This is a genomic window from Paenibacillus sp. NRS-1781, from assembly GCF_050467745.1.
Classification (GTDB): Bacteria; Bacillota; Bacilli; order Paenibacillales; family Paenibacillaceae; genus Paenibacillus; species Paenibacillus terrae_A.
In genome coordinates, this window is the sequence record NZ_JBITPI010000020.1 from 1 (window position 1) to 18,953 (window position 18,953).

17 protein-coding genes are annotated in these 18,953 nt (G+C 44.2%); 7 read left to right on the plus strand and 10 right to left on the minus strand.

Going from position 1 to position 18,953, the window contains the following annotated elements; genetic code table 11:
• Nucleotides 1–481 precede the first annotated feature (481 nt).
• The 4 genes from ACIFO6_RS07425 to ACIFO6_RS07440 form a co-directional block, all read right to left on the minus strand.
• A complete protein-coding gene (locus tag ACIFO6_RS07425; RefSeq protein ID WP_430039739.1) occupies nucleotides 482–973 on the minus strand; it encodes an 8-oxo-dGTP diphosphatase in 492 nt (163 codons plus the stop codon).
• Between the two features lie 132 nt (nucleotides 974–1,105).
• Nucleotides 1,106–2,131 carry an NAD(P)/FAD-dependent oxidoreductase gene (locus ACIFO6_RS07430; RefSeq protein WP_430039554.1) on the minus strand — a complete coding sequence of 342 codons (1,026 nt, stop codon included), beginning with the start codon at nucleotides 2,129–2,131 and terminating at the stop codon, nucleotides 1,106–1,108.
• A complete protein-coding gene (locus ACIFO6_RS07435) occupies nucleotides 2,132–3,112 on the minus strand; it encodes an ABC transporter substrate-binding protein (protein WP_430039557.1) in 981 nt (326 codons plus the stop codon).
• A gap of 95 nt (nucleotides 3,113–3,207) precedes the next feature.
• A complete protein-coding gene (locus ACIFO6_RS07440; protein ID WP_430039559.1) occupies nucleotides 3,208–4,851 on the minus strand; it encodes a helix-turn-helix domain-containing protein in 1,644 nt (547 codons plus the stop codon).
• A 468-nt stretch (nucleotides 4,852–5,319) separates the two neighbouring features.
• On the opposite strand from ACIFO6_RS07440, the gene ACIFO6_RS07445 reads away from it, so the two are divergent.
• From ACIFO6_RS07445 to ACIFO6_RS07455, 3 genes are all read left to right on the plus strand, one after another.
• Complete coding sequence (locus ACIFO6_RS07445; protein WP_430039562.1) at nucleotides 5,320–5,895, plus strand: class I SAM-dependent methyltransferase; 576 nt, start codon at nucleotides 5,320–5,322, stop codon at nucleotides 5,893–5,895.
• A 15-nt stretch (nucleotides 5,896–5,910) separates the two neighbouring features.
• Complete coding sequence (locus tag ACIFO6_RS07450) at nucleotides 5,911–6,516, plus strand: DedA family protein (RefSeq protein WP_430039564.1); 606 nt, start codon at nucleotides 5,911–5,913, stop codon at nucleotides 6,514–6,516.
• A gap of 189 nt (nucleotides 6,517–6,705) precedes the next feature.
• Nucleotides 6,706–6,756, plus strand: coding sequence for a putative holin-like toxin (locus ACIFO6_RS07455; protein ID WP_229716897.1), 51 nt, complete (start codon nucleotides 6,706–6,708; stop codon nucleotides 6,754–6,756).
• Nucleotides 6,757–7,567: 811 nt separating this feature from the next.
• Here the strand turns inward: ACIFO6_RS07455 and ACIFO6_RS07460 are convergent.
• Complete coding sequence (locus ACIFO6_RS07460) at nucleotides 7,568–7,843, minus strand: hypothetical protein (RefSeq protein WP_430039567.1); 276 nt, start codon at nucleotides 7,841–7,843, stop codon at nucleotides 7,568–7,570.
• Nucleotides 7,844–7,985: 142 nt separating this feature from the next.
• On the opposite strand from ACIFO6_RS07460, the gene ACIFO6_RS07465 reads away from it, so the two are divergent.
• Nucleotides 7,986–8,264: a hypothetical protein gene (locus ACIFO6_RS07465; RefSeq protein ID WP_430039570.1), complete on the plus strand. Its 279-nt coding sequence runs from the start codon at nucleotides 7,986–7,988 to the stop codon at nucleotides 8,262–8,264.
• Nucleotides 8,265–8,520: 256 nt separating this feature from the next.
• Nucleotides 8,521–8,610 carry a putative holin-like toxin gene (locus ACIFO6_RS07470; RefSeq protein WP_007429455.1) on the plus strand — a complete coding sequence of 30 codons (90 nt, stop codon included), beginning with the start codon at nucleotides 8,521–8,523 and terminating at the stop codon, nucleotides 8,608–8,610.
• Nucleotides 8,611–8,910: 300 nt separating this feature from the next.
• On the opposite strand, the gene ACIFO6_RS07475 is transcribed toward ACIFO6_RS07470, so the two are convergent.
• Both ACIFO6_RS07475 and recQ read right to left on the minus strand, forming a co-directional pair.
• Complete coding sequence (locus tag ACIFO6_RS07475) at nucleotides 8,911–10,803, minus strand: B12-binding domain-containing radical SAM protein (RefSeq protein WP_430039573.1); 1,893 nt, start codon at nucleotides 10,801–10,803, stop codon at nucleotides 8,911–8,913.
• Nucleotides 10,804–10,853: 50 nt separating this feature from the next.
• Nucleotides 10,854–12,752, minus strand: a complete 1,899-nt coding sequence (gene recQ / locus ACIFO6_RS07480) for a DNA helicase RecQ (protein ID WP_430039574.1) — start codon at nucleotides 12,750–12,752, stop codon at nucleotides 10,854–10,856.
• Between the two features lie 246 nt (nucleotides 12,753–12,998).
• On the opposite strand from recQ, the gene ACIFO6_RS07485 reads away from it, so the two are divergent.
• On the plus strand, nucleotides 12,999–14,045 hold the full coding sequence (locus ACIFO6_RS07485; RefSeq protein ID WP_430039576.1) for an RluA family pseudouridine synthase: 1,047 nt from the start codon (nucleotides 12,999–13,001) through the stop codon (nucleotides 14,043–14,045).
• 90 nt (nucleotides 14,046–14,135) lie between these two features.
• On the opposite strand, the gene ACIFO6_RS07490 is transcribed toward ACIFO6_RS07485, so the two are convergent.
• Nucleotides 14,136–14,984 carry a hypothetical protein gene (locus ACIFO6_RS07490; RefSeq protein ID WP_430039578.1) on the minus strand — a complete coding sequence of 283 codons (849 nt, stop codon included), beginning with the start codon at nucleotides 14,982–14,984 and terminating at the stop codon, nucleotides 14,136–14,138.
• Nucleotides 14,985–15,632: 648 nt separating this feature from the next.
• Between ACIFO6_RS07490 and ACIFO6_RS07495 the strand changes: the two genes are divergently transcribed.
• A complete protein-coding gene (locus tag ACIFO6_RS07495) occupies nucleotides 15,633–17,051 on the plus strand; it encodes an NAD-dependent malic enzyme (protein ID WP_430039580.1) in 1,419 nt (472 codons plus the stop codon).
• Nucleotides 17,052–17,157: 106 nt separating this feature from the next.
• Here ACIFO6_RS07495 and ACIFO6_RS07500 read toward each other — a convergent pair whose 3' ends face one another.
• Both ACIFO6_RS07500 and ACIFO6_RS07505 read right to left on the minus strand, forming a co-directional pair.
• Nucleotides 17,158–17,838 (minus strand): serine/threonine protein kinase, encoded by a 681-nt coding sequence (locus ACIFO6_RS07500; RefSeq protein ID WP_430039582.1) that lies wholly within the window; start codon nucleotides 17,836–17,838, stop codon nucleotides 17,158–17,160.
• A gap of 42 nt (nucleotides 17,839–17,880) precedes the next feature.
• Nucleotides 17,881–18,615 carry an HAD family hydrolase gene (locus ACIFO6_RS07505; RefSeq protein ID WP_430039742.1) on the minus strand — a complete coding sequence of 245 codons (735 nt, stop codon included), beginning with the start codon at nucleotides 18,613–18,615 and terminating at the stop codon, nucleotides 17,881–17,883.
• Nucleotides 18,616–18,953: the final 338 nt, after the last annotated feature.

Below are 18,953 nucleotides of genomic sequence, written 5' to 3' on the forward strand. Positions count from 1 at the left end.
TTATTCAACAGGCGTGCTATTTTATCTTAATTTACAAATTATCCATACCAACTCTTTTTTAAAGGTTTTGATTTTATATCCTTTCATACTTGAATTTTTTCATACTTAATTTCACACTCAATTATTCGGCCATAGTTATTTACATATATTTTAATACATTTAACATATATTCCAACAAAATTCCATTTTAAGTGCTACAATTGAGCGGAAAGAGATAAATCAATCAAACAATTAGAGCTAACGATACATCCGAAATTCTTCGAAGTAGTCCAAAGTGATTCATCGTTTAAACGTTTGAGAAATTGGTTGACTCGGTGGCCACCGTTCAATGACGGATTGTAATATGAAGTGCGACACCCTCTAAAATAAAAATGTCCGTGTGTTCTTCCAACCTTCTGTTACTTCTATTTTACTGGGTTTAGGAATTAACACAATCTTCACAAATAATATCCAGATCACTGCCTTTCACATGGATGCCACTCTACACCCCATAGTTTTTGACCGTTGCTTCCAAAGTTTCATTCGTTTCCTGTATCCACACCTGGCTCACCTCAAAGGTTCCGGGAGCGAAAAACAATGGGAATCTCTGCTTAAACCAATCCTGCATGGGCAGATTGAGCGCTTCCTCCATATCCACCCATAGCAGTTCTCCTTCTGGAGGATTTTCTAGCAGCTCCCCCTCACTCGCAGTAGCCAAATAGTTAAATACCATGTATCTTAACCCTTTGCTAGGGTCACAAAATTCGTCAATTCCTTTAAATACAATTTCCGTAACGGTTAATCCCGTTTCTTCCTTCACTTCACGAATGGCTCCATTGACAATGCTCTCTGGAAATTCTACTTTCCCTCCTGGCGCGATGTAACCTGGAAAGCCCTTTTTATCCGGTCTGTTGAGGAGCAATACCTTGGTTCCGTCCTGAATCATGCACATGGTATATATTTTGTGTATTACTTCTGTGGTCAATCCGATCATACCTTTCATCGTAGTTACTGTTTTATATTGTATAAATATTCCCATGTAAAGTCACCTTCTTATTTTTCTCTTACACCAAAAAGATCACAGTAATGATTCGAGAAAAATCTCGTCAATTACTGTGATCTCTTATCAACCTTGTAAGATCTCTTTATTTTTTTCAAAGAAGGCAGAATGATGAGACGAAACACCAGCCATATCTGAAGCGGTTGGTTCCAGATAGAGCTTAGCACTATTTACGGCTAGTACGGCATCATTAAATGCTCCTGCAATTAAACGAACCTTACTGCCATAGGTGATAAAGTCTCCAGCCCCAAAAATTCCCGGAATGCTTGTACGCATTCGAGCATCAACAGAGACACCATAATCCTCCCTGTCTAGCCCCCATTTCAATACATCACCGAAATCACGATCAAATCCATGACTGACTACAACTTCATCTACTTCAACCCGCTTGATAGCACCGGTCTTGATATGCTTGAGAGCCACTCTTTGAATAGAATCCCCCGCACCATATAAGCAATCTATCATGTACGGTGTCATGACCTTAGCGGATGCTCTCATTTGGGCTACGGGAAGTTCATGTGCAGTAAATTCATCTCGTCTATGAGCCACAATAACCTCTTTGGCCAGCTTTACTATTTCATTTGCCCAATCCACCGCAGAATCTCCGCCCCCTGAAATCAGAACACGCTTATCTTTAAATCTGGACAAATCTGTAATTACGTAATGAAGGTTCGTCAATTCATAACGATTGGCCCCTTCAACATCCAGCTTTTGAACTTGTGTCATTCCTCTTCCAGCACATAATAATATAGTACGTGTGTAGTGGCATTCACCCGTTTTTGATGTCAGTACAAAGACATCATCATGACGTTCCAAATGTGCGATTTCCTGACCTAGTACAATGCTGGGATCAAATGTTTTCGCTTGTCTCTCCAAAGCATCAATTAATCTTTCACATCGTATCGGTTCTACTCCGCCCACATCCCAGATTAATTTCTCAGGATATGTACGCATAAATCCGCCTAGCTCCTGTTTAGCGTCAATTAATTTGGTACGCATCGCTCTCATGCCACTATAAAAAGCAGCATACATACCCGCAGGGCCGCCGCCAACAATGGTAATATCGTAAATATCCCGTTGCTCTGTATTCATTTAAGGCACCAACTTTTCTACGACATAGTCAATAAGCAAACTTGATCCAATGGGGCCTTCACCTTCAACAAAATCACTTGTTTTTAGTGGAAACACATGATTATTTTTAACAGCGTCCATGTTCTTCCATAACGGACTTTCTTCCAAACTTTTCAGTGAATCTGCACTATTATAATTTTGTATCATTCTTTTCTCAAGGAAAATAAAATCCGGTTTGATTTCAGGTAAAATCTCTAGTGAAAATGGTGTAAACCAGTCTTTCGAGTCTTTAAATATTTCAGGGATTTTTAGCCCAAGTGTTTTATAAAAGAATTCACTGCTCTCGCCAGCTTGTGATCCTAAATAACGATATTGTTTTGGGTCTACTCGAAGAATAAGCACCGTCTTATTCTCAATAGCTTGATGAATTTTTTCTCTCGCCCTTGTCGCCTTCTCACCAAATTCAGCTAATACCTTTTCAGATTCTGTCTTCTTATCGAAGAGGTCTGCTAATTTGGGCATTGCGTCATACATGCCACTCCCTGCCTGTAAAGCAATGGTTGGAGCAATCCTGGATACCTTTTCATATACTTGTGCATCCATCCCCTCTCCTTGTGTGATAATCAAATCCGGCGATAAACGAAGCAATTCTTCATAATTCATTTGATACTGTTGCTCTTGAATCATTTTAACTCCATGCTTTTCAAAATATGAAAGACGATAAGCCGGTTCTATTTCGGGAACAAATGAAACCATTTGTGGCGTAATTCCCATTTCAATTAAATACTCTGCATATTTGGAACTCATGACAAGCATATTTTTGGGATGAGTTGGGATCGTCACATCTCCAAAAGCATCCTTCACCACTCTTGTTCCACTGCTCTCTTGATTCTCTGCGGAAGAAGCCGCTTCCTTCTGATTTGATGCATTGGAACACGCTGCTAATACGAAGGTAAAAGCTAACAGTACGGTTCCCAATCGTATCATCGCCCGTTTTGACATGATGGCCCTCTCTTCTGTTGATAATAATTATCATTATCAAAGATTATCAAATAAGAAGATATCCTTCCATAGCTAACCGTGCGTATTGAAGTGGATTATTGTGCTCTGTTATTTGGTGAATCCATTAAACTGCTCACGATTTGGTCTATAATCATCGTATACCCAACAACTCCACTACCATACACCCACAGACTCGTATCTATATAGAACACCCGATGATCTTTAACTGCTCTTACATGTTCCCACTGACTGCTCTCCATGAGTTTCTTCATATTTTCCTCTGCGCTGAAATTCTCCATCACACGTTTCTCCACAAATAGATAGTCAGGATTAGCCATAAGCAGCTGCTCAAGGGAACATGGATTAAACCATGCTTCTCCCGCCTTTAGCGGTTCTGGGAGTGATAGTCCTAACTTCTGATACAGCAATTGAGATACCTCGCTTGAATATCCCCCAAGATATCGATATCCAAAGGGTTCTACTCTTAGAACCATGACTGTAGCAGAGGATTCTACTATCCTTTTTAATTGTTTTCTTGCTGCTCTCACTACTTCTTCCATTTGAGCCTGGAGCTTTTCTGCTGCTGCCTTTTTGTTAAATAAGGCTGCAAATTGATCAAGCAGAACATCCAAATGGAGGGTAAGCCCTGTGATAATGGGTGCGATTGTGCGCAATTGCTTCTTTATATCTTCCGTTAACAGATGTCCAATAATCAGCTCCGGCTTCTTTTGTTGAATTAAAGTTATATTCATATCGTATTGTGGTACTTCCAGCAATTCTACCTGATGCTTCTCAAATAATTGCCGTTGATGCTGTGGTAATAGCAGGGGGGTGACCATAACCGCATAGGGTATGATGCCTAATTCAATTAAAACGTCAGCACAAAGCGGAGATACCGATAAAATTTTGCGTTGCTCCAAGGTTCGAACATAATTTTTTGGCGACACACCTGTAAAATGTTTGAAGCGGCGGCTAAAATAATGAGCATCCTCAAAACCTACTTTTTTAGCAATCTCTTGAGATTTCGCTGAAGTTAATAACAGCTCTTCTTGTGCGCGATAAATCCTGTATTTCGCTAGATACTCTAGAGGAGGCTGGCCACATAATTCACTAAATTTCCGAGAATAATGCCACTGACTTATGCCTGCCATCTGTGCTAATTGCTCACGTGTAATCACTTCATCGTAATGCTCTTGCATGTAGGTGATTGAACGTATAATTCCATTTTCAGTGGTCTGCTGGTCAGTTGGCTGTTTATGATATAAATTCTTCAATAATCCATACAAAAGATGTTGATTCTCAACCAGCATCTCACTCATTCCATCACAAACTTGTTCTTCACTCAAACGGTCACGTATACTCGCTAAAAAACCACGGGTTAACTGCACCTTTTGATAGGTTTCCCCGGTAGGTACATGCCATTCAAATTTTATGATTTCCCGATCCTGGTGGAAAGAATACGTATCAAACTGAATTTTCCAGCCTGCCAGATCAAGATTCCCACCCTCTAGAACCTCAATCAACGATCCCTGTTCGATTGCAATCAATTGCCCAAATGCAACATGGACATGCTGCCCATTAATATTCCAAACCGCTTGCCCGTCTGTAATGAGAATCAGTGCATGGCTAAGAAAATAATGTATTTCTCCTATGGTAAGCCATTTATCTGTTAACGGCTGAGTTGACTCCCATTTCGCAATCCATGCGTTCTCATTTGGTTGTGCTTGTACTTGAGTCAATATTGTTAATCTCCTGTTCCTGCAAATATATATGGTTATGTAAAATAAGCCCATGCACGGAAGAATCCAACATGGGATTTAGCTATTTTAACACAATCTTTTTTATAGATTCAACTAGAAGCTGGCTGATGCCATTTTTGAGTTGACGTACTGCTGGGCTGTAATAGGAAGTTGTGATCAGATGCCTGTTAATGGATAATGACTAAGTAGATCTCCTCTCAGTGTACATCATTTTTTAGTTGCCCACCTCTTTTTCATCGGTAGCGAAACTGAATGCAACCTGAGGATACGCTGAATGATAACAGAATAATTTCCCCACTGCTTCCTGGACTATAGTCAAGGAAAATCCCCGCCTCAGGACGGGGATATGAACCCTACTCCAGACAGGAGCAAGCAAAGGTATAATTTGTTACTCTTAGCAGAGAATAAACGAACGTATTCAGAAAATCGAAAGTAGGGGAACGGTTCATGATCCGTATTAGTCATTTGATTCACGAGAGATTTTTGTTCTTATTTAAATTTTTGCATTCGCCAGCCTATGTGGGCAGTGTAACACCAAGCTCCAGATTTCTAGCTAAAAAAATGATCGAATCCATTCCATGGAGTGAAATTCATAGCGTTGCCGAGCTTGGTGCTGGTACCGGGGCAATCACTCAATACATTCCATCTGCTGCAAGGGAACAAACCAAGGTACTGCTTTTTGAGAAGGATCAGACAATGCGACGAGATTTAAAAAAGAGATTTCCGAATTATCTTTGTTACTCCGACTCCCGTGAGCTTCAACGTGCTATACAAAATGCAGAAATTGAACAGCTTGACTGCATTATAAGCGGGCTGCCATTTTTTAATTTCCCCCAAGCGATGCGAGATCAAATTGTAGAACAGATTCACCTATCGCTCAAGGATCAGGGAATGTTTGTCGCCTTTCAATATTCTAAACAAATGAAGCAGCAGTTAGAGGAATGGTTTGATATTGAGGAAATCAAGTTTGTGCCTATGAACATTCCACCTGCGTTCGTCTATGTATGCCGGAAGAAAGCATGATTAGGGGGAGTGATTATGGACGTTGAACATTTAATTTCCATCATCGAACAGTATGGCTATGCGGCATTATTTTTTTCCCTATGGCTCGGGATCGTTGGGCTACCCATTCCAGACGAAGTAATTGTGATGACTGGCGGGGCTGTAACCAGCATGGGAATACTTCAACCGTTACTCGCCTTTTTCATCGTATATCTAGGGGTTATATCGGGCTTGTCCTTAGGCTACGTATTGGGAAGATTCTTGGGCACAACCGTTCTGGATCGTTTACGACGAAAAAAGAAAATGGACAAGTACATTACATTTTCGGAAAATTTGGTCCATAAGTATGGCAATTTCACCATTTGCATCAGTTATTTCCTGCCGATTGTCCGTCACATCATCCCTTATATTGTCGGAATCAATAAAATGAGCTTCAGGCGTTATGCTTTGTTCTCTTATTCAACAGGCTTGATCTGGACGCTAATCTTCTTTTTGCTCGGACATTTCTTCGGCGATCATGTACAAACAGCAGGAGAACTTATACATCGTTATGGCTTACAGATTGCATTGCTTCTTATGGTACTGGCCATACTATTTTTTATATTGAAATATGTTTGGGGGAAGAAAACAACTGAGGAGTAAAGATAGAGTATAATGAAGGATAGCTCTATTAAATTTAATAAGACGTTTTTAAGTGTTTTATTGCTTTAATTATCCTTTATTTATGGTATACTTTTTTAGTACAATATACGGCTATAGAGGGCGGTCGGCTAGTCTCCCAGAAGGGAGGTGATGCCCATGGAGGTCAAAGATGCTATCTCTTTAATGATCATGTTCGGCATGTTCATTCTGGCGTTACTTACCTACATGAAAAAGAAATAGACCGCCCTGACTAAGGAAAACGGTCTATTTCCGACCTTATCTTACGCGGCCGACTGCTCTTTATGCAGTTGTTGTATGCTGGAGCCGTGTTAGCGCACGGCTCCTTACTTATTCTTACCTCATTATAACCGATTTTATAACGTGATTACAGCTATAAAGTCAAATCATAATAAAAAATTCCTTGTCTCTGATATAAGCTGTTTTTTTCATAAATCCTTTGAGTCGTCTTATTATCCCTTCCTGTTGTTAAACCCATTCCTTTGACTCCAGTTAGATAGAAGAAAACGAAGGATACAATTGTGTAAATCCGATCAATTTATCTTCTTCTATATAAGCTGAGTTTAAAAGTTACCTAATGCGCCACTGCGCAGTCGGATGGTGCTTCCCATCGCCACCGCCCCCGGATTTCTTGAATAAAGCCTTTTATAAGGGTAGAAATCCGGGGAGGTGATGCTTCTGAAGCGAGCTTTCCTACGGAAAGCTTTGAAAGCGAACGCTTCGCTTGTACAGCACCATTCCGCCTACTCCGTTTTCTATGTACATTTTTTTAATTCAACTTATATTTTCCATACCCATTTTCTTCAAAATCCAGATTCTGCTCTACATATTCAAAAAAATCATCCGGCATCCAATTCAATTCTAACCCGGTAGGTAACCAATTATATTCCGTTTGAATATTGTTTATGGATTCAAAAAACGTCTTAAATCCATATAAAAGAAGGTTTGAGCCAAGTTTATTAGTATGGAGTTCATGACTGCACTCCTTAGGCATTATTTAATCTATTACAAAGCAAAGCAGAGCAGTCCTGAATTACTCTTGTTTAGCGGAGTCAGAATTATTATCTTCAACTATTTCATTATCCAGTTTTTCATTTTCCAGCTCTTCATTTTTTTTATCTTCTAGCTCTTTAGCTTTTTCCTCTTCAAGCTCTTTAGCTTTCTTATTCTCAAATTCTTCAATATGTTGTTCAATTAGATATTCAATCTGTTTTGCGATTGACCGCTTATCATGCTCAGCTATAATTTTGATTTTCTCAAAATTTTCTGGATTTAATCGTAGTGTGAACGCTTTTTTATTTGTTGTCATCGTTTAAACTCCTCACCATAGTGATTTCATTATTATAGCACTGTGAAATAACCATTTAACTCTACCTATTGACATCATAGTGATGTCACTTTAAAATGAAATTATGATTTCACTTTGATGTCACCTTAACGGAGGAAGATAAATGAATGCTATACAAGATGGCCTTAACCAGTTCATTTCTATTCGCATGGAGCATGTTGCAAGTTCCATATTGGCTACATCCCCAGGATACGAAGATTTAATGAAAAACTGTAATCAACTCTTTTCTATTCTACATGATTGCTTGCCAAAGGAATACATACAAGCACTTTACGACTACGAAACCAATACTACCTTACTCCAAGGCATGGCTGAATCTATTATGTATGAACAAGGCTTAAAAGATGGCGTAAGCCTAAACCAAATGTTGCTTGGTGAATAATTTTCTCTTTTCACTTGCTAAAAGGATAAAGCTACAATTAATAGCTTATCCAAAAACCACACTTTGATTTCACGAAATGATAGGTTAAAACTTTTCTGTCCATCCTGCACAATCGTTGGTGAACAAGTTAACCTAGAATCTAGAAACAGGCGTTTTCATTTTTGTCCTTTTTAGCAAGACTATCCATATGATATACTATAAACTAACAACAGAATGGCTTAGATGGGCGGTCGGCTAGTCTCCTGCAAAGGAGGTGATGCCTGTGGAGGTTAAAGATACGCTGATGTTGATGATTCAGTTTGCAACGTTGGTGATCTTGATTATTTCCTTCAACAAAAAGAAATAGACCGCCCTCTGGAAAAGGAATGCGGTCATATTTCTATGACTAAAACTTTTTGAACAGCCACCGCCCTTGTAAGCGGCTGTTGTCAAAGAGTGAGGATGTTGGTAGCATCCTTACTCTTTTTTAGTATATACCTTTTGGCTATAGTTTATCACAGGAAAAACCATATTGCCAATATGAAAAATCCTTTATTCAGGCACCCAAATGCAGGATTTCCCACTAACATACTCTATTCAAATATCAGATGACGGCATTTCATCCCGAGTTTTTTTGAAAGCAGGGTTATTTGTTACCTTATTCCACTTAAATCGCAGCAATTTCCTTGCCAATCGGCATAGTGTAGTAGAGCGGCTTTTGCTGTTCGTTTTGCTGGTAGACTACGAGTAGCAGCGTGCGGCCTTCGGCGGTCAAAGGGCTGCCGCCACTCAGGATATGATCCAGCCGGAACGGTAGAACATCCAGCACAGCGTGCTTTTGCAGTTCCTTTTCACCCAGCTTCAAGGAAGCGAAAGACGGAATCACTTCGCGGTATGGCTGCGGCTGCGGCTGCGGACTGTCCGAAACGGAATGGCTATCTGTAGCATGAGAAGCAGGTGCAGCAGTTTGCTTCTCTGCCACAAAGTCTGCAACCACAGGTGACAACAGCGCATCCGGGTGCTGGAGAGCCATTTTCATATAGCTGGACCAATCGTCCTTCTCCAAGGCGTGTTCCCACCAAATTTTACGCGGTTTGTATTTATGGTTCAGGAAATAGTCGAGCTTCATCAGTCCGAGCACCATATCCATTCGCTTCGTTCCGCGTGATTCAAGAAAGGACTGGAGACGCGTAAACAGGTCTTCGAGCTGGTGACCGATTTTTTGCCAGCCTTGTCCCTCCCAATAGTCCCCGAACTCCTGAAAGAAATCGAAGGCAGACGCAAATTCGCGCTCGATTAGATAATTCACCGTATGATCCATACGATGAGAGTTCCAGTATTTCTCCAGCACATCTTCCAAACGTTTGAGCCGAACGATATCGGCAAAGGAAAGGACGTCATTGCTCAGCATTTCATAAGGTGCGACGTCCATGTACGTGTAGTTGTACTTATCTGCGTCGATACGCAGTCCAGTGCCGCGCAGCATTTTGAGGAAGCCGAGCTGAAGCTCTTCCGGGCCGAGCGCAAAAACGTCATTAAACGTTTTACGAAACGTGTTGTAATCCTCCAAAGGCAGGCCGGCGATCAAATCGAGATGCTGGTCGATTTTCCCGCTTTGTTTGACCTTCGTAACGGTACGGGAAAGCTTGGCAAAGTTCTGGCGACGCTTGACCAATTCATTGGTCGGATCGTTCGTCGATTGGACGCCGATTTCAAAGCGGAATACGCCCGGCGGCGCGTTTTCTGCCAAATAATCCAACACCTCGGGACGCATAATATCTGCCGTTATCTCAAACTGGAAGACACATCCACGATGGTTTTCGATGAGAAATTTGAACATTTCCAGCGCATAATCGCGTTTAATGTTAAAGGTTCGATCCACGAACTTGATCAGGTTGGCTCCGTTGTCGATCAGATACAGAATATCCGACTTCGTACGCTCAATATCGTAATAACGCACCCCTACCTCAATACTGGACAGACAAAACTGACAACTGAACGGGCAACCCCGACTGGTTTCAAAATAAACAACCCGTTTGCCTAATTCCGGTATATCCTCTGCAAAGCGGTACGGTGACGGCAGCTCGCTCAAGTTCGCCTTTGGACGGCCCGGCATCTGAATGATCTCTTCTCCCTTGCGGTAGGCCAGTCCATAGACGAAATGGTACTTTTGCGTACTTTCAATCTCCTGAAGCAGTTGGTGAAAGGTTTCCTCTCCCTCACCGACAACGATAAAATCCACATTCGGCAGACGCTTCATCCAATGTTCGGTATCGTAAGAGACCTCCGGGCCACCGAGAATGATTTTGACCTCCGGCATAATCTTTTTCAATACATCAATGACTTTAATCGTCTCTTCAATATTCCAAATGTAACAGGAAAAGCCGATGACATCCGCTCCCCGCTGAAACAGGTCGGATACGATGTTCATCACAGGGTCCTTGATCGTATACTCCGCCAGCTCGATGTCAAAATCCTTTTCACTGTAGGCTTTGAGACACCGGATCGCCAGCGAGGTATGAATATATTTTGCGTTTAACGTTGATAAAATGACTTTCATAGGTCACAACCTTTTATAGTTTGCATGACGCCTCATATCTTTTAGTATGGCTATTCAAAATCCTCGTACACATCATCCGCATAAATTTCATCCTCGTTCACTGTTCCTCCGGCATTCCCCTGATTTTGAAAAAAATCAAGGAACAGCTTGCCGTACTTGCTGAACTTCACTTCGCCGACACCCTTGATCCGCAGCATGTCTGCCTCGGATTGCGGGTTCGCTACACTCATCTCACGCAGCGTAGCATCGTTAAAAATGATATAGGACGGCACATGCTCCTGCGCGGCCAAATCGCGGCGAATCAGGCGCAGCTGCTCGAACACCGTTTCGTTGACTGCCGCCGGGTACGCATCGCGTCCCTGTCGTCCACGTGAGCCTGTCCCACCTGCAAAAGCTGTGGCATGTCGCACCACACGCTGCATGACCTCGCGCTGGCCCTTCAGCACTTCAGCCGCAGGCTGCTGCAAACGGACAACCGGATATTGTCCCTCAGACAGCAGCAGATAGCCTTCCGATACAAGGACGTTAATAATTTCAGAAATTTCCTTTTCCGTCCGATTGCCCATTACACCATAGGTTGGCAGGCTGTCAAAGCCATACTGTAGCACTTTTTTGTTACGCGAGCCCTTCAATACCGAGGCTACCATCGAAACACCAAAACGTTCCCGCATGCGATGAATACACGAAAAAATCTTTTGCGCATCAATGGTCATGTCTACCAGTTCCCGCTCATCCGTACATGAGCTGCATGTGCCGCAAGCCTCATGCTCCTCTGCCTCACCAAAATACTCCAGCTGCGCCGTACGCAAGCAGCGAGTCGTGTAGCAATAATCAACCATCTGCTGGAGCTTGCGATAGTCGTTGCGCTTGCGGTCCTCATCCTGCGGATTTTGCTCGATCAGGAATTTCTGGGTCACAATATCCTGCGGTCCGAACAGCAAAATACATTGACTCGGATCGCCGTCACGTCCTGCGCGTCCCGCCTCTTGTACGTAAGCCTCCATATTTTTAGGCATATTGTAGTGAATGACGTAGCGCACGTTCGATTTGTCGATCCCCATGCCGAAGGCGTTGGTCGCTACAATGACACGAATATCGTCGTACAGGAAGCCCTCCTGGCTGTCTGCCCGTTCCTGATCGGTCATCCCGGCATGATAACGCCCAGCCGCCATTCCCGCATCCCGCAGCCGTTGGTACAGATCGTCCACGTCCTTGCGTGTCGCCGCATAAATTATGCCCGATTCGCCGTCATGCTCACGCGCATAATTCAGCAGAAAGCTGCGCTTGTCCTCCCCACGCAGCACGCTAAACGCCAAATTCGGCCGTCCCAGGCCCGTGACGAATGTCTCCGGCTCACGCAGGCGAAGCAGCCGCACGATGTCGTCCATGACCTGCGGTGTCGCCGTTGCTGTAAATGCCGCTACAATCGGGCGCTCGTACAGCCCATCCACGAACGGAGCCACCGCCAGATAACTGGTGCGAAAGTCATGTCCCCACTGGGATACACAGTGCGCCTCGTCGACCGCAACGCAGGCAATCGGTAGCTGCGCCATCTCATCGCGGAACCAGTCCAGCTCCAGCCGCTCCGGTGCAACATATAGCAGCTTCAAATCTCCATTCCGTGCGGCACGTATGCGGTCGTTCACTTCTCTTCCACTCAGCGTACTATTGATATAGGCAGCCGCAATTCCCATCGTGGTCAGCGCATCCACCTGATCCTTCATCAGTGAGATCAGCGGTGACACAACAATCGTCAACCCATCATGCAGCAGTGCAGGAATCTGGTAGCATATGGATTTCCCGCCGCCTGTCGGCATAATGCCTAGCGTATCGTTGCCCTCCAGCATACTGGCGACAATTTTCTTTTGACCCTCCCGGAAATCGGGATAGCCATAAAATTTTTGCAGTAAATCCTGCGCCCGTTCCAATGTTGGTGCTTGTACACTCATAGTTTCAAAACTCCTCATATTTCTGGCGTCCCTCGACGCATATCGGCTTATCTTTCGTTACCTTTAGTTTACCGGGGTTCAGGGTAATGTTCAACCGCTGGAAGTCCATAGGCATGATGTATAATGAAATTCTTATCGAACCCTTCTCCCATGGCGTTCGCTGTTTTCTCATGATATAGTGGACACGGTGCCGCAAGTTTGTCCATTACTATGATGAGGCACGGTACCAAGAAGGAGAAAGAACCCATGAACAATCGTAAACCCAATCGAAAAAATCATACAAAATCCACGCCCAACACAGGCAACGCCAAACGCAGCCATAAACCCGCCGGAAAATCCGGCTCACATAGACCCGAAGCACGGGGCAAAACGGGGGTTTTTAATAAAACTGCTGCCCGAGAGCATGGTAAACCGGAAAAAAGCGTTGCAAAAACATACATCGTGCAGGAGCCTGCCGAGCTGTTGAATTTTTTGGTAGAGCATGTGTCTGGCATGGGCCGCAATTCCATTAAATCAGCGCTGGCCCGTGGACAGGTGTCCGTGAACGGCATTCCTCGTACCGTGTTCAATTTTCCGCTGGAGCAAGGTCAGACAGTGGCCCTCTCCAAGGAAAAGATCACTCCCGTGGTGCCGCTGACTGGGCTGCGTATTTTGCATGAGGATGAGGCCATTATTGTCATTCACAAGGATACCGGGCTGCTGTCCGTCGCCTCTGCGCAGGAACAGGAAGTAACGGCATACCGTCAGCTTACGGCACATGTGCGACGTGAACATCCATACAATCGTATTTTTGTGCTGCATCGTCTGGATCGTGATACATCTGGAGTCATGATGTTTGCGAAAAGCGAAGCCATACAGCAGGAAATGCAACAAGCGTGGAAGGAAGTCGTGTATGAACGAACATACATCGCTCTCGTAGAAGGACAGGTTAAAAAGGCTGCGGGCACTATCACCTCATGGCTGAAGGAAAGCAAGACGCTGAAAATGTATTCCAGCCCATATCCGAATGACGGACAGCACGCGGTTACTCATTACAACCTGCTTCAGGCCAATCGGCATTTTTCTTTGCTGGAAGTACGTTTGGAAACCGGACGCAAGAACCAGATTCGCGTTCATATGGAGGATATCGGCCATCCGATTGTGGGAGATAAAAAATACGGCTCCAAAGCCAAATCTATCGGTCGCCTCGGTCTCCATGCGAAGGTGTTGTCATTTATTCATCCCGTCACTGGAGTATTGCTGCGGTTTGAATCCGACATTCCTAAAACCTTTTTAAATCCGTTTCGAGAGTAGACTTATGTAAGACAAGCAGGACTAATTGGAGCGAAAAAAAATCTACTGGGAAATCAGGGAGCTGTATGATACAGCTCCCTTTTTTATTCATTAAGCGGTGTGCTTTCGGACACCATTAGCTGTTTTCATTAGCTCGTCCCAAATGGAGATCGGTGTATTGCAAATGGGGCAATTCAGCCGACCGTTTAAATAGGGTAAATGGGCCAAAAGGTTGTTCTCTTCAATTTTTTGGGCATATTGATACAGCCACTGTAGATTAGAGTCTTTATGGTCCAATGAGCCAGGTTGGATCGAATAGGGAACCAGGTTGTTTGAGTTTACCGGATCTTTATCGTAAGCCACCAGGACATCACTTTGTTCAACAGGCCAAATATAGAGCGGAGTTCCGCAATGCGGACAATCCAGCGTATATTCATCACCAGTATCAAAGCTTTGCAGCATAAAAGCTACACAGCGATAACCCTGAAAGGCAGCCCCTGCAGCCAAAACATAACGCTTGCCAACATCTCCTTCGTGGTCCTTGGCATACAACACCATTTCTTCGGTCAATCCTGTAAGCCGGACAATGGCTTGCTGGTATTGTTCATATATATATTCAGCCAGATCTGCATCCAATTCTACCTGATCCCTTGCAAATTCCAACGGAACTTTTGTATGTAATGGATTAACATTTTTGGCTTCGAATATTCCGCAAATATTATAAATATCCGCTCGAATACTTATATCAGAAGTGTTTAACGCCATATCTACGAGGTACGGTACAGCAGCGAAGGTACAAGTATATAAGGTATTTTGGTGATACAGTTCCTCCCAATACAAGGTGTCAGCCATTTCGCCGTCATACCCGGCTTGGAGCTGCTTCAACATTTCCGGGACGTATTGAGAGGAACCATAGGGGCCTTGGAGCAAAGCCCAGGCCGGATCGGACAAAGCCAGCATCTTGAAACTCCTTTCACCGTTTTACTTTCAGTGTAGCATGGGGTGGGATTGTGAAATTCTTTTCGCTATCAAATTCATTTTAACTTCATAATTCTTAGCTTCTTACGTTTATTTTATTATACGCTTATTATTAGCTGAAGTTTCTTTTCTCATTTTACGCAATGCCCAAAGTCACTTTCCTTGCAAGTCTATAATCATATTCGGTTAAGCTTGCGGTATTTTGAAGGTGACATGTGCTTTCTGGCTGAAAAAAACCGATTAAAATAAAGTCCGTTCAGATATTCGTATTAACCCCAAATATGTGCGTTTCACCGCCTTCATTTTCCATGTCCTGCTGACTGTGCGCCAAATGTCCACAAAGCGTTCTATTCATCATCTGCTTTGTCATTATAAATCCTGTTACTAAAGATTAGCTAAATGTGAAATAAAGTATACACACGTGAAACAGAGGCGGGCTTTTGTCCTTTTTTGATACAAAATGAGAGATTAGATCCAGCTTTATCTGTACAAGTGGGGGATTGTTCACTATGATAGGGAAAGAATCCACTAATTTGAAATATTAATTTCACCTCTTAGGTACGTTTTCGATTGTAAGCGCAATCAATTGATCTTACTTATTTTGTATGGAACACTAAAGGAGGAATTTGTATGCAAGGCGGTATTGGCGGTAAAAATATCATTTTACGACTGGAAATTTCCACTGAGCACATCCAATTTGGTCAATTGATTACGCTGGTCAACGAACATGGTGGGGATGTTATTGCGATTGACGTCATTCGTACCTCTGAAAAGGTCACTGTGCGGGATATTACGGTTACCATTGCCGACCCGGTCGAAATCGACCGAATGATTGCCCGGATTAAAAAAGCGCAAGGCGTAAAGGTACTGTCCATCTCTGACCGTACCTTTCTGCTGCACCTTGGAGGTAAAATTGAAATGCAGCCTAAGGTTCCGATTCAGAATCGCGACGACTTGTCCCGGGTGTACACTCCAGATGTAGCACGCGTGTGCATGGCGATTCATGAGGAGCCGGACAAAGCCTTCCGTTTGACGATCAAACGTAACACCGTTGCTGTCGTCTCGGACGGAAGCGCTGTCCTCGGCTTGGGCAATATCGGCCCCTATGCGGCTATGCCGGTCATGGAAGGCAAAGCCATGCTATTCAAGCAGCTCGGGTCCGTCGATGCTTTCCCGATTTGTTTGGACACACAGGACACTGAGGAAATCATCAAGGCGATCAAGCAAATCGCTCCAGCTTTCGGCGGTATTAATCTGGAGGATATTTCATCACCCCGCTGCTTTGAGATTGAGCAACGACTGCGTCAGGAGCTGGACATTCCTGTTTTTCATGATGATCAGCACGGTACCGCTGTTGTCTTGTACGCAGGGCTGATCAATGCACTGAAGGTCGTCGGCAAAGCGCTGTCTGATGTGAAAATCGTCGTCTGCGGTATCGGAGCTGCAGGTGTAGCCTGCACTAAAATTTTGCTGTCTGCGGGTGCAGTTAACATCATTGGTGTAGATCGCCACGGGGCCATTACAGCCGATGAAACGTACGATCATCCGGTGTGGAACTGGTATGCACAGCATACCAATCCCGAGCGGCTGTCAGGCACGCTGTCCGAGGTTCTGAAAGGCGCTGACGTGTTTATCGGTCTATCGGCTGGCGGGCTACTGCAACGGGAAGACGTAAAACGCATGAACGAGGCTCCGGTGGTGTTCACCATGGCTAACCCGGTTCCCGAAATTGCCCCCGAGGATATCGAAGACATTGCAGGTGTCATTGCCACCGGACGTTCAGACTATCCTAACCAGATCAACAACGTGCTTTGCTTTCCCGGCATATTCCGCGCGGCACTCGACTGTCGCGCCCGTGAAATTAACGAAGAGATGAAGCTTGCGGCAGCAGAAGCCATTGCGAGTACGATCCGCCCCGAAGAATTAAATAAGCTGTATATCATCCCCGGCGTATTTAATGAGAATGCCGTTCAGCGGGTGCGTGAGAAGGTCATTCAAGCTGCGATTGAGAGCGGAACCGCCAGAAGAGTACCTCGCGATTTCAGGTAAAAGAGAATCTGCCTATTCCGTAAGACATGTCTGGTAACGTGCCAAAAAGGATTGCTCCCTAATACGGGTGCAATCCTTTTTTTATAATAAACAATGTTTACTGCCATTATGACTTCCATTTGGAAAACAACTGGCTGACGCGTTGAGCGAACTCCTCCAGATTAAAGCTGGAGTTGTCCAGCTTGTAGTACCATTTTTTAATCGTATCCAGAATCCATGACGGAACTTTAACCTCCGAGATACCTGAGTAAAACGTATGATACGCCCACACCAGATGCTCCCAGCGCTTGTCATCGCCCTCCTTCACGTATTCGGATACGTCCAATACCTTGGCGCGTCCATCTTGCATCAGTACATTTTTGAGATGAATATCACGGGGATTCAGCCCCTTGGATCGGACAAACTCCCTCGCCTCTTCCACGTTCAGAATGACTTGCTCTGGCACCGGAATGCCTTGCAGCAGACAATCCAGCAGCGTAATACCTGATTCATAGGTTATGACAATATACTTGTCACCTTTCCCGTAATAATGTGGAAAAAAATCGGAGCCCCGCAAACGCTCATATACGTCGGCCTCCGCATCCTTCTTCTTGATCGCCATGTCTGAGTACACCTTGAACGCGTAGCCGGGCAACGTATCGAGCGTAAATACGGCCGCATCCGTCCCGATGCCAATACAACGGACGTCTTGGGAGACTGTTTTAATCGTGACCGGATCATTATCCTCCGTACTGTAAACAGTCACTTGACTTATAATTTCGTCTGCCTGCCTCCATTGTTCAACCATGTGCGATCCCTTCCTTCTCTGTTCTAAACCATTGGAATGAAGTTAGACATCTGTCGGATACAGCAGTAATTTTTTCAGCTCTGAATAGCTTGCCGCTGTTTCATAGGCTCCCGCTACCTTCGACTCCGGGGCAGCCTTCCTGTGGTTGAACCAGATGACCCGCCAATCCGCCGCTACAGCTCCCGCCACGTCATTACGCCAGGAATCCCCGATATAGCAGCAATGCTCCGCCAGCGTCCCTGTCCGTTCGTTCACTACTTGGAAAATACGTGGATCAGGCTTGGCATAGCCAACCGTTCCGGATACAAAAATATGCTCTGCCGCAATATGATTTTCCAGCGCCATCGCCCTGATTTTGCTCATCTGGTGATCTTCGAGACCATTCGTAATCAAGCCTACCAGATATCCAGCTGAGCTCAACTCGTCCATTAACGATGTAGCTCCCTCGAAAGGCTCAATCCGATACTGACGATCCAGGTACTCTTTTTGGATATCCACTGCCTGCTCACGGGTAATATTCACCCCAAATTCCTGTAAAGCCAAGACAAAACGGCCTTGCCTCATATCCTCCAGCTCATCCTGCCCCGCTTTCCCCTCCAATAGTCCTCCTTTGGCTGATAACACATCACTGTAATAGCGAATTCGATGATAGGCCTCTTCATAAGGAAAACGCTCACTCAATCCTAATACTGTACGCAACGCATCGCGAGTAGGGTGCAAATGATCGTACATTGTATCATCCACATCAAAAAATACGGCCTTCTTGTGCAAGTTCATATACCCACTTCTTTCTGTAATAATCATTGGATGACGTCCATCCTCACCTTGTCCTGATATTATACCCACTGACCCGATACGTTGCACCTTACTCCTTGGTCATCCATAGCTCGAATCCATTCCCGCATTCACACTTCACCGTGGCGGTCATAAACTGAAAATACATCTTTTCCATAAACTCACTTTACTTCTGTACGTATCAAAATAGGTATCTCGCCCTGTTTTACCCCGAAAGGCGGTTTATTCCATAGCACACGGGTAAAAGGTCACATTTTTGAAAAGATTCAGCATACAGGTTTACATTTCGTGTAAAATCACGTACCTTTTAGGGATGAACG

What these genes read in the sequence shown, in the direction of transcription:
- ACIFO6_RS07500 (WP_430039582.1), bottom strand. Translation starts at nt 17,838, where the DNA reads ATGGTTGAACAATGGAGGCAGGCAGACGAAATTATAAGTCAAGTGACT.
- ACIFO6_RS07425 (WP_430039739.1), bottom strand. Translation starts at nt 973, where the DNA reads ATGATCGGATTGACCACAGAAGTAATACACAAAATATATACCATGTGC.
- ACIFO6_RS07505 (WP_430039742.1), bottom strand. Translation starts at nt 18,615, where the DNA reads ATGAACTTGCACAAGAAGGCCGTATTTTTTGATGTGGATGATACAATG.
- ACIFO6_RS07460 (WP_430039567.1), bottom strand. Translation starts at nt 7,843, where the DNA reads ATGACAACAAATAAAAAAGCGTTCACACTACGATTAAATCCAGAAAAT.
- ACIFO6_RS07495 (WP_430039580.1), top strand. Translation starts at nt 15,633, where the DNA reads ATGCAAGGCGGTATTGGCGGTAAAAATATCATTTTACGACTGGAAATT.
- ACIFO6_RS07430 (WP_430039554.1), bottom strand. Translation starts at nt 2,131, where the DNA reads ATGAATACAGAGCAACGGGATATTTACGATATTACCATTGTTGGCGGC.
- ACIFO6_RS07475 (WP_430039573.1), bottom strand. Translation starts at nt 10,803, where the DNA reads ATGAAAGTCATTTTATCAACGTTAAACGCAAAATATATTCATACCTCG.
- ACIFO6_RS07490 (WP_430039578.1), bottom strand. Translation starts at nt 14,984, where the DNA reads ATGCTGGCTTTGTCCGATCCGGCCTGGGCTTTGCTCCAAGGCCCCTAT.
- recQ (WP_430039574.1), bottom strand. Translation starts at nt 12,752, where the DNA reads ATGAGTGTACAAGCACCAACATTGGAACGGGCGCAGGATTTACTGCAA.
- ACIFO6_RS07450 (WP_430039564.1), top strand. Translation starts at nt 5,911, where the DNA reads ATGGACGTTGAACATTTAATTTCCATCATCGAACAGTATGGCTATGCG.
- ACIFO6_RS07445 (WP_430039562.1), top strand. Translation starts at nt 5,320, where the DNA reads ATGATCCGTATTAGTCATTTGATTCACGAGAGATTTTTGTTCTTATTT.
- ACIFO6_RS07435 (WP_430039557.1), bottom strand. Translation starts at nt 3,112, where the DNA reads ATGTCAAAACGGGCGATGATACGATTGGGAACCGTACTGTTAGCTTTT.
- ACIFO6_RS07465 (WP_430039570.1), top strand. Translation starts at nt 7,986, where the DNA reads ATGAATGCTATACAAGATGGCCTTAACCAGTTCATTTCTATTCGCATG.
- ACIFO6_RS07485 (WP_430039576.1), top strand. Translation starts at nt 12,999, where the DNA reads ATGAACAATCGTAAACCCAATCGAAAAAATCATACAAAATCCACGCCC.
- ACIFO6_RS07470 (WP_007429455.1), top strand. Translation starts at nt 8,521, where the DNA reads ATGCCTGTGGAGGTTAAAGATACGCTGATGTTGATGATTCAGTTTGCA.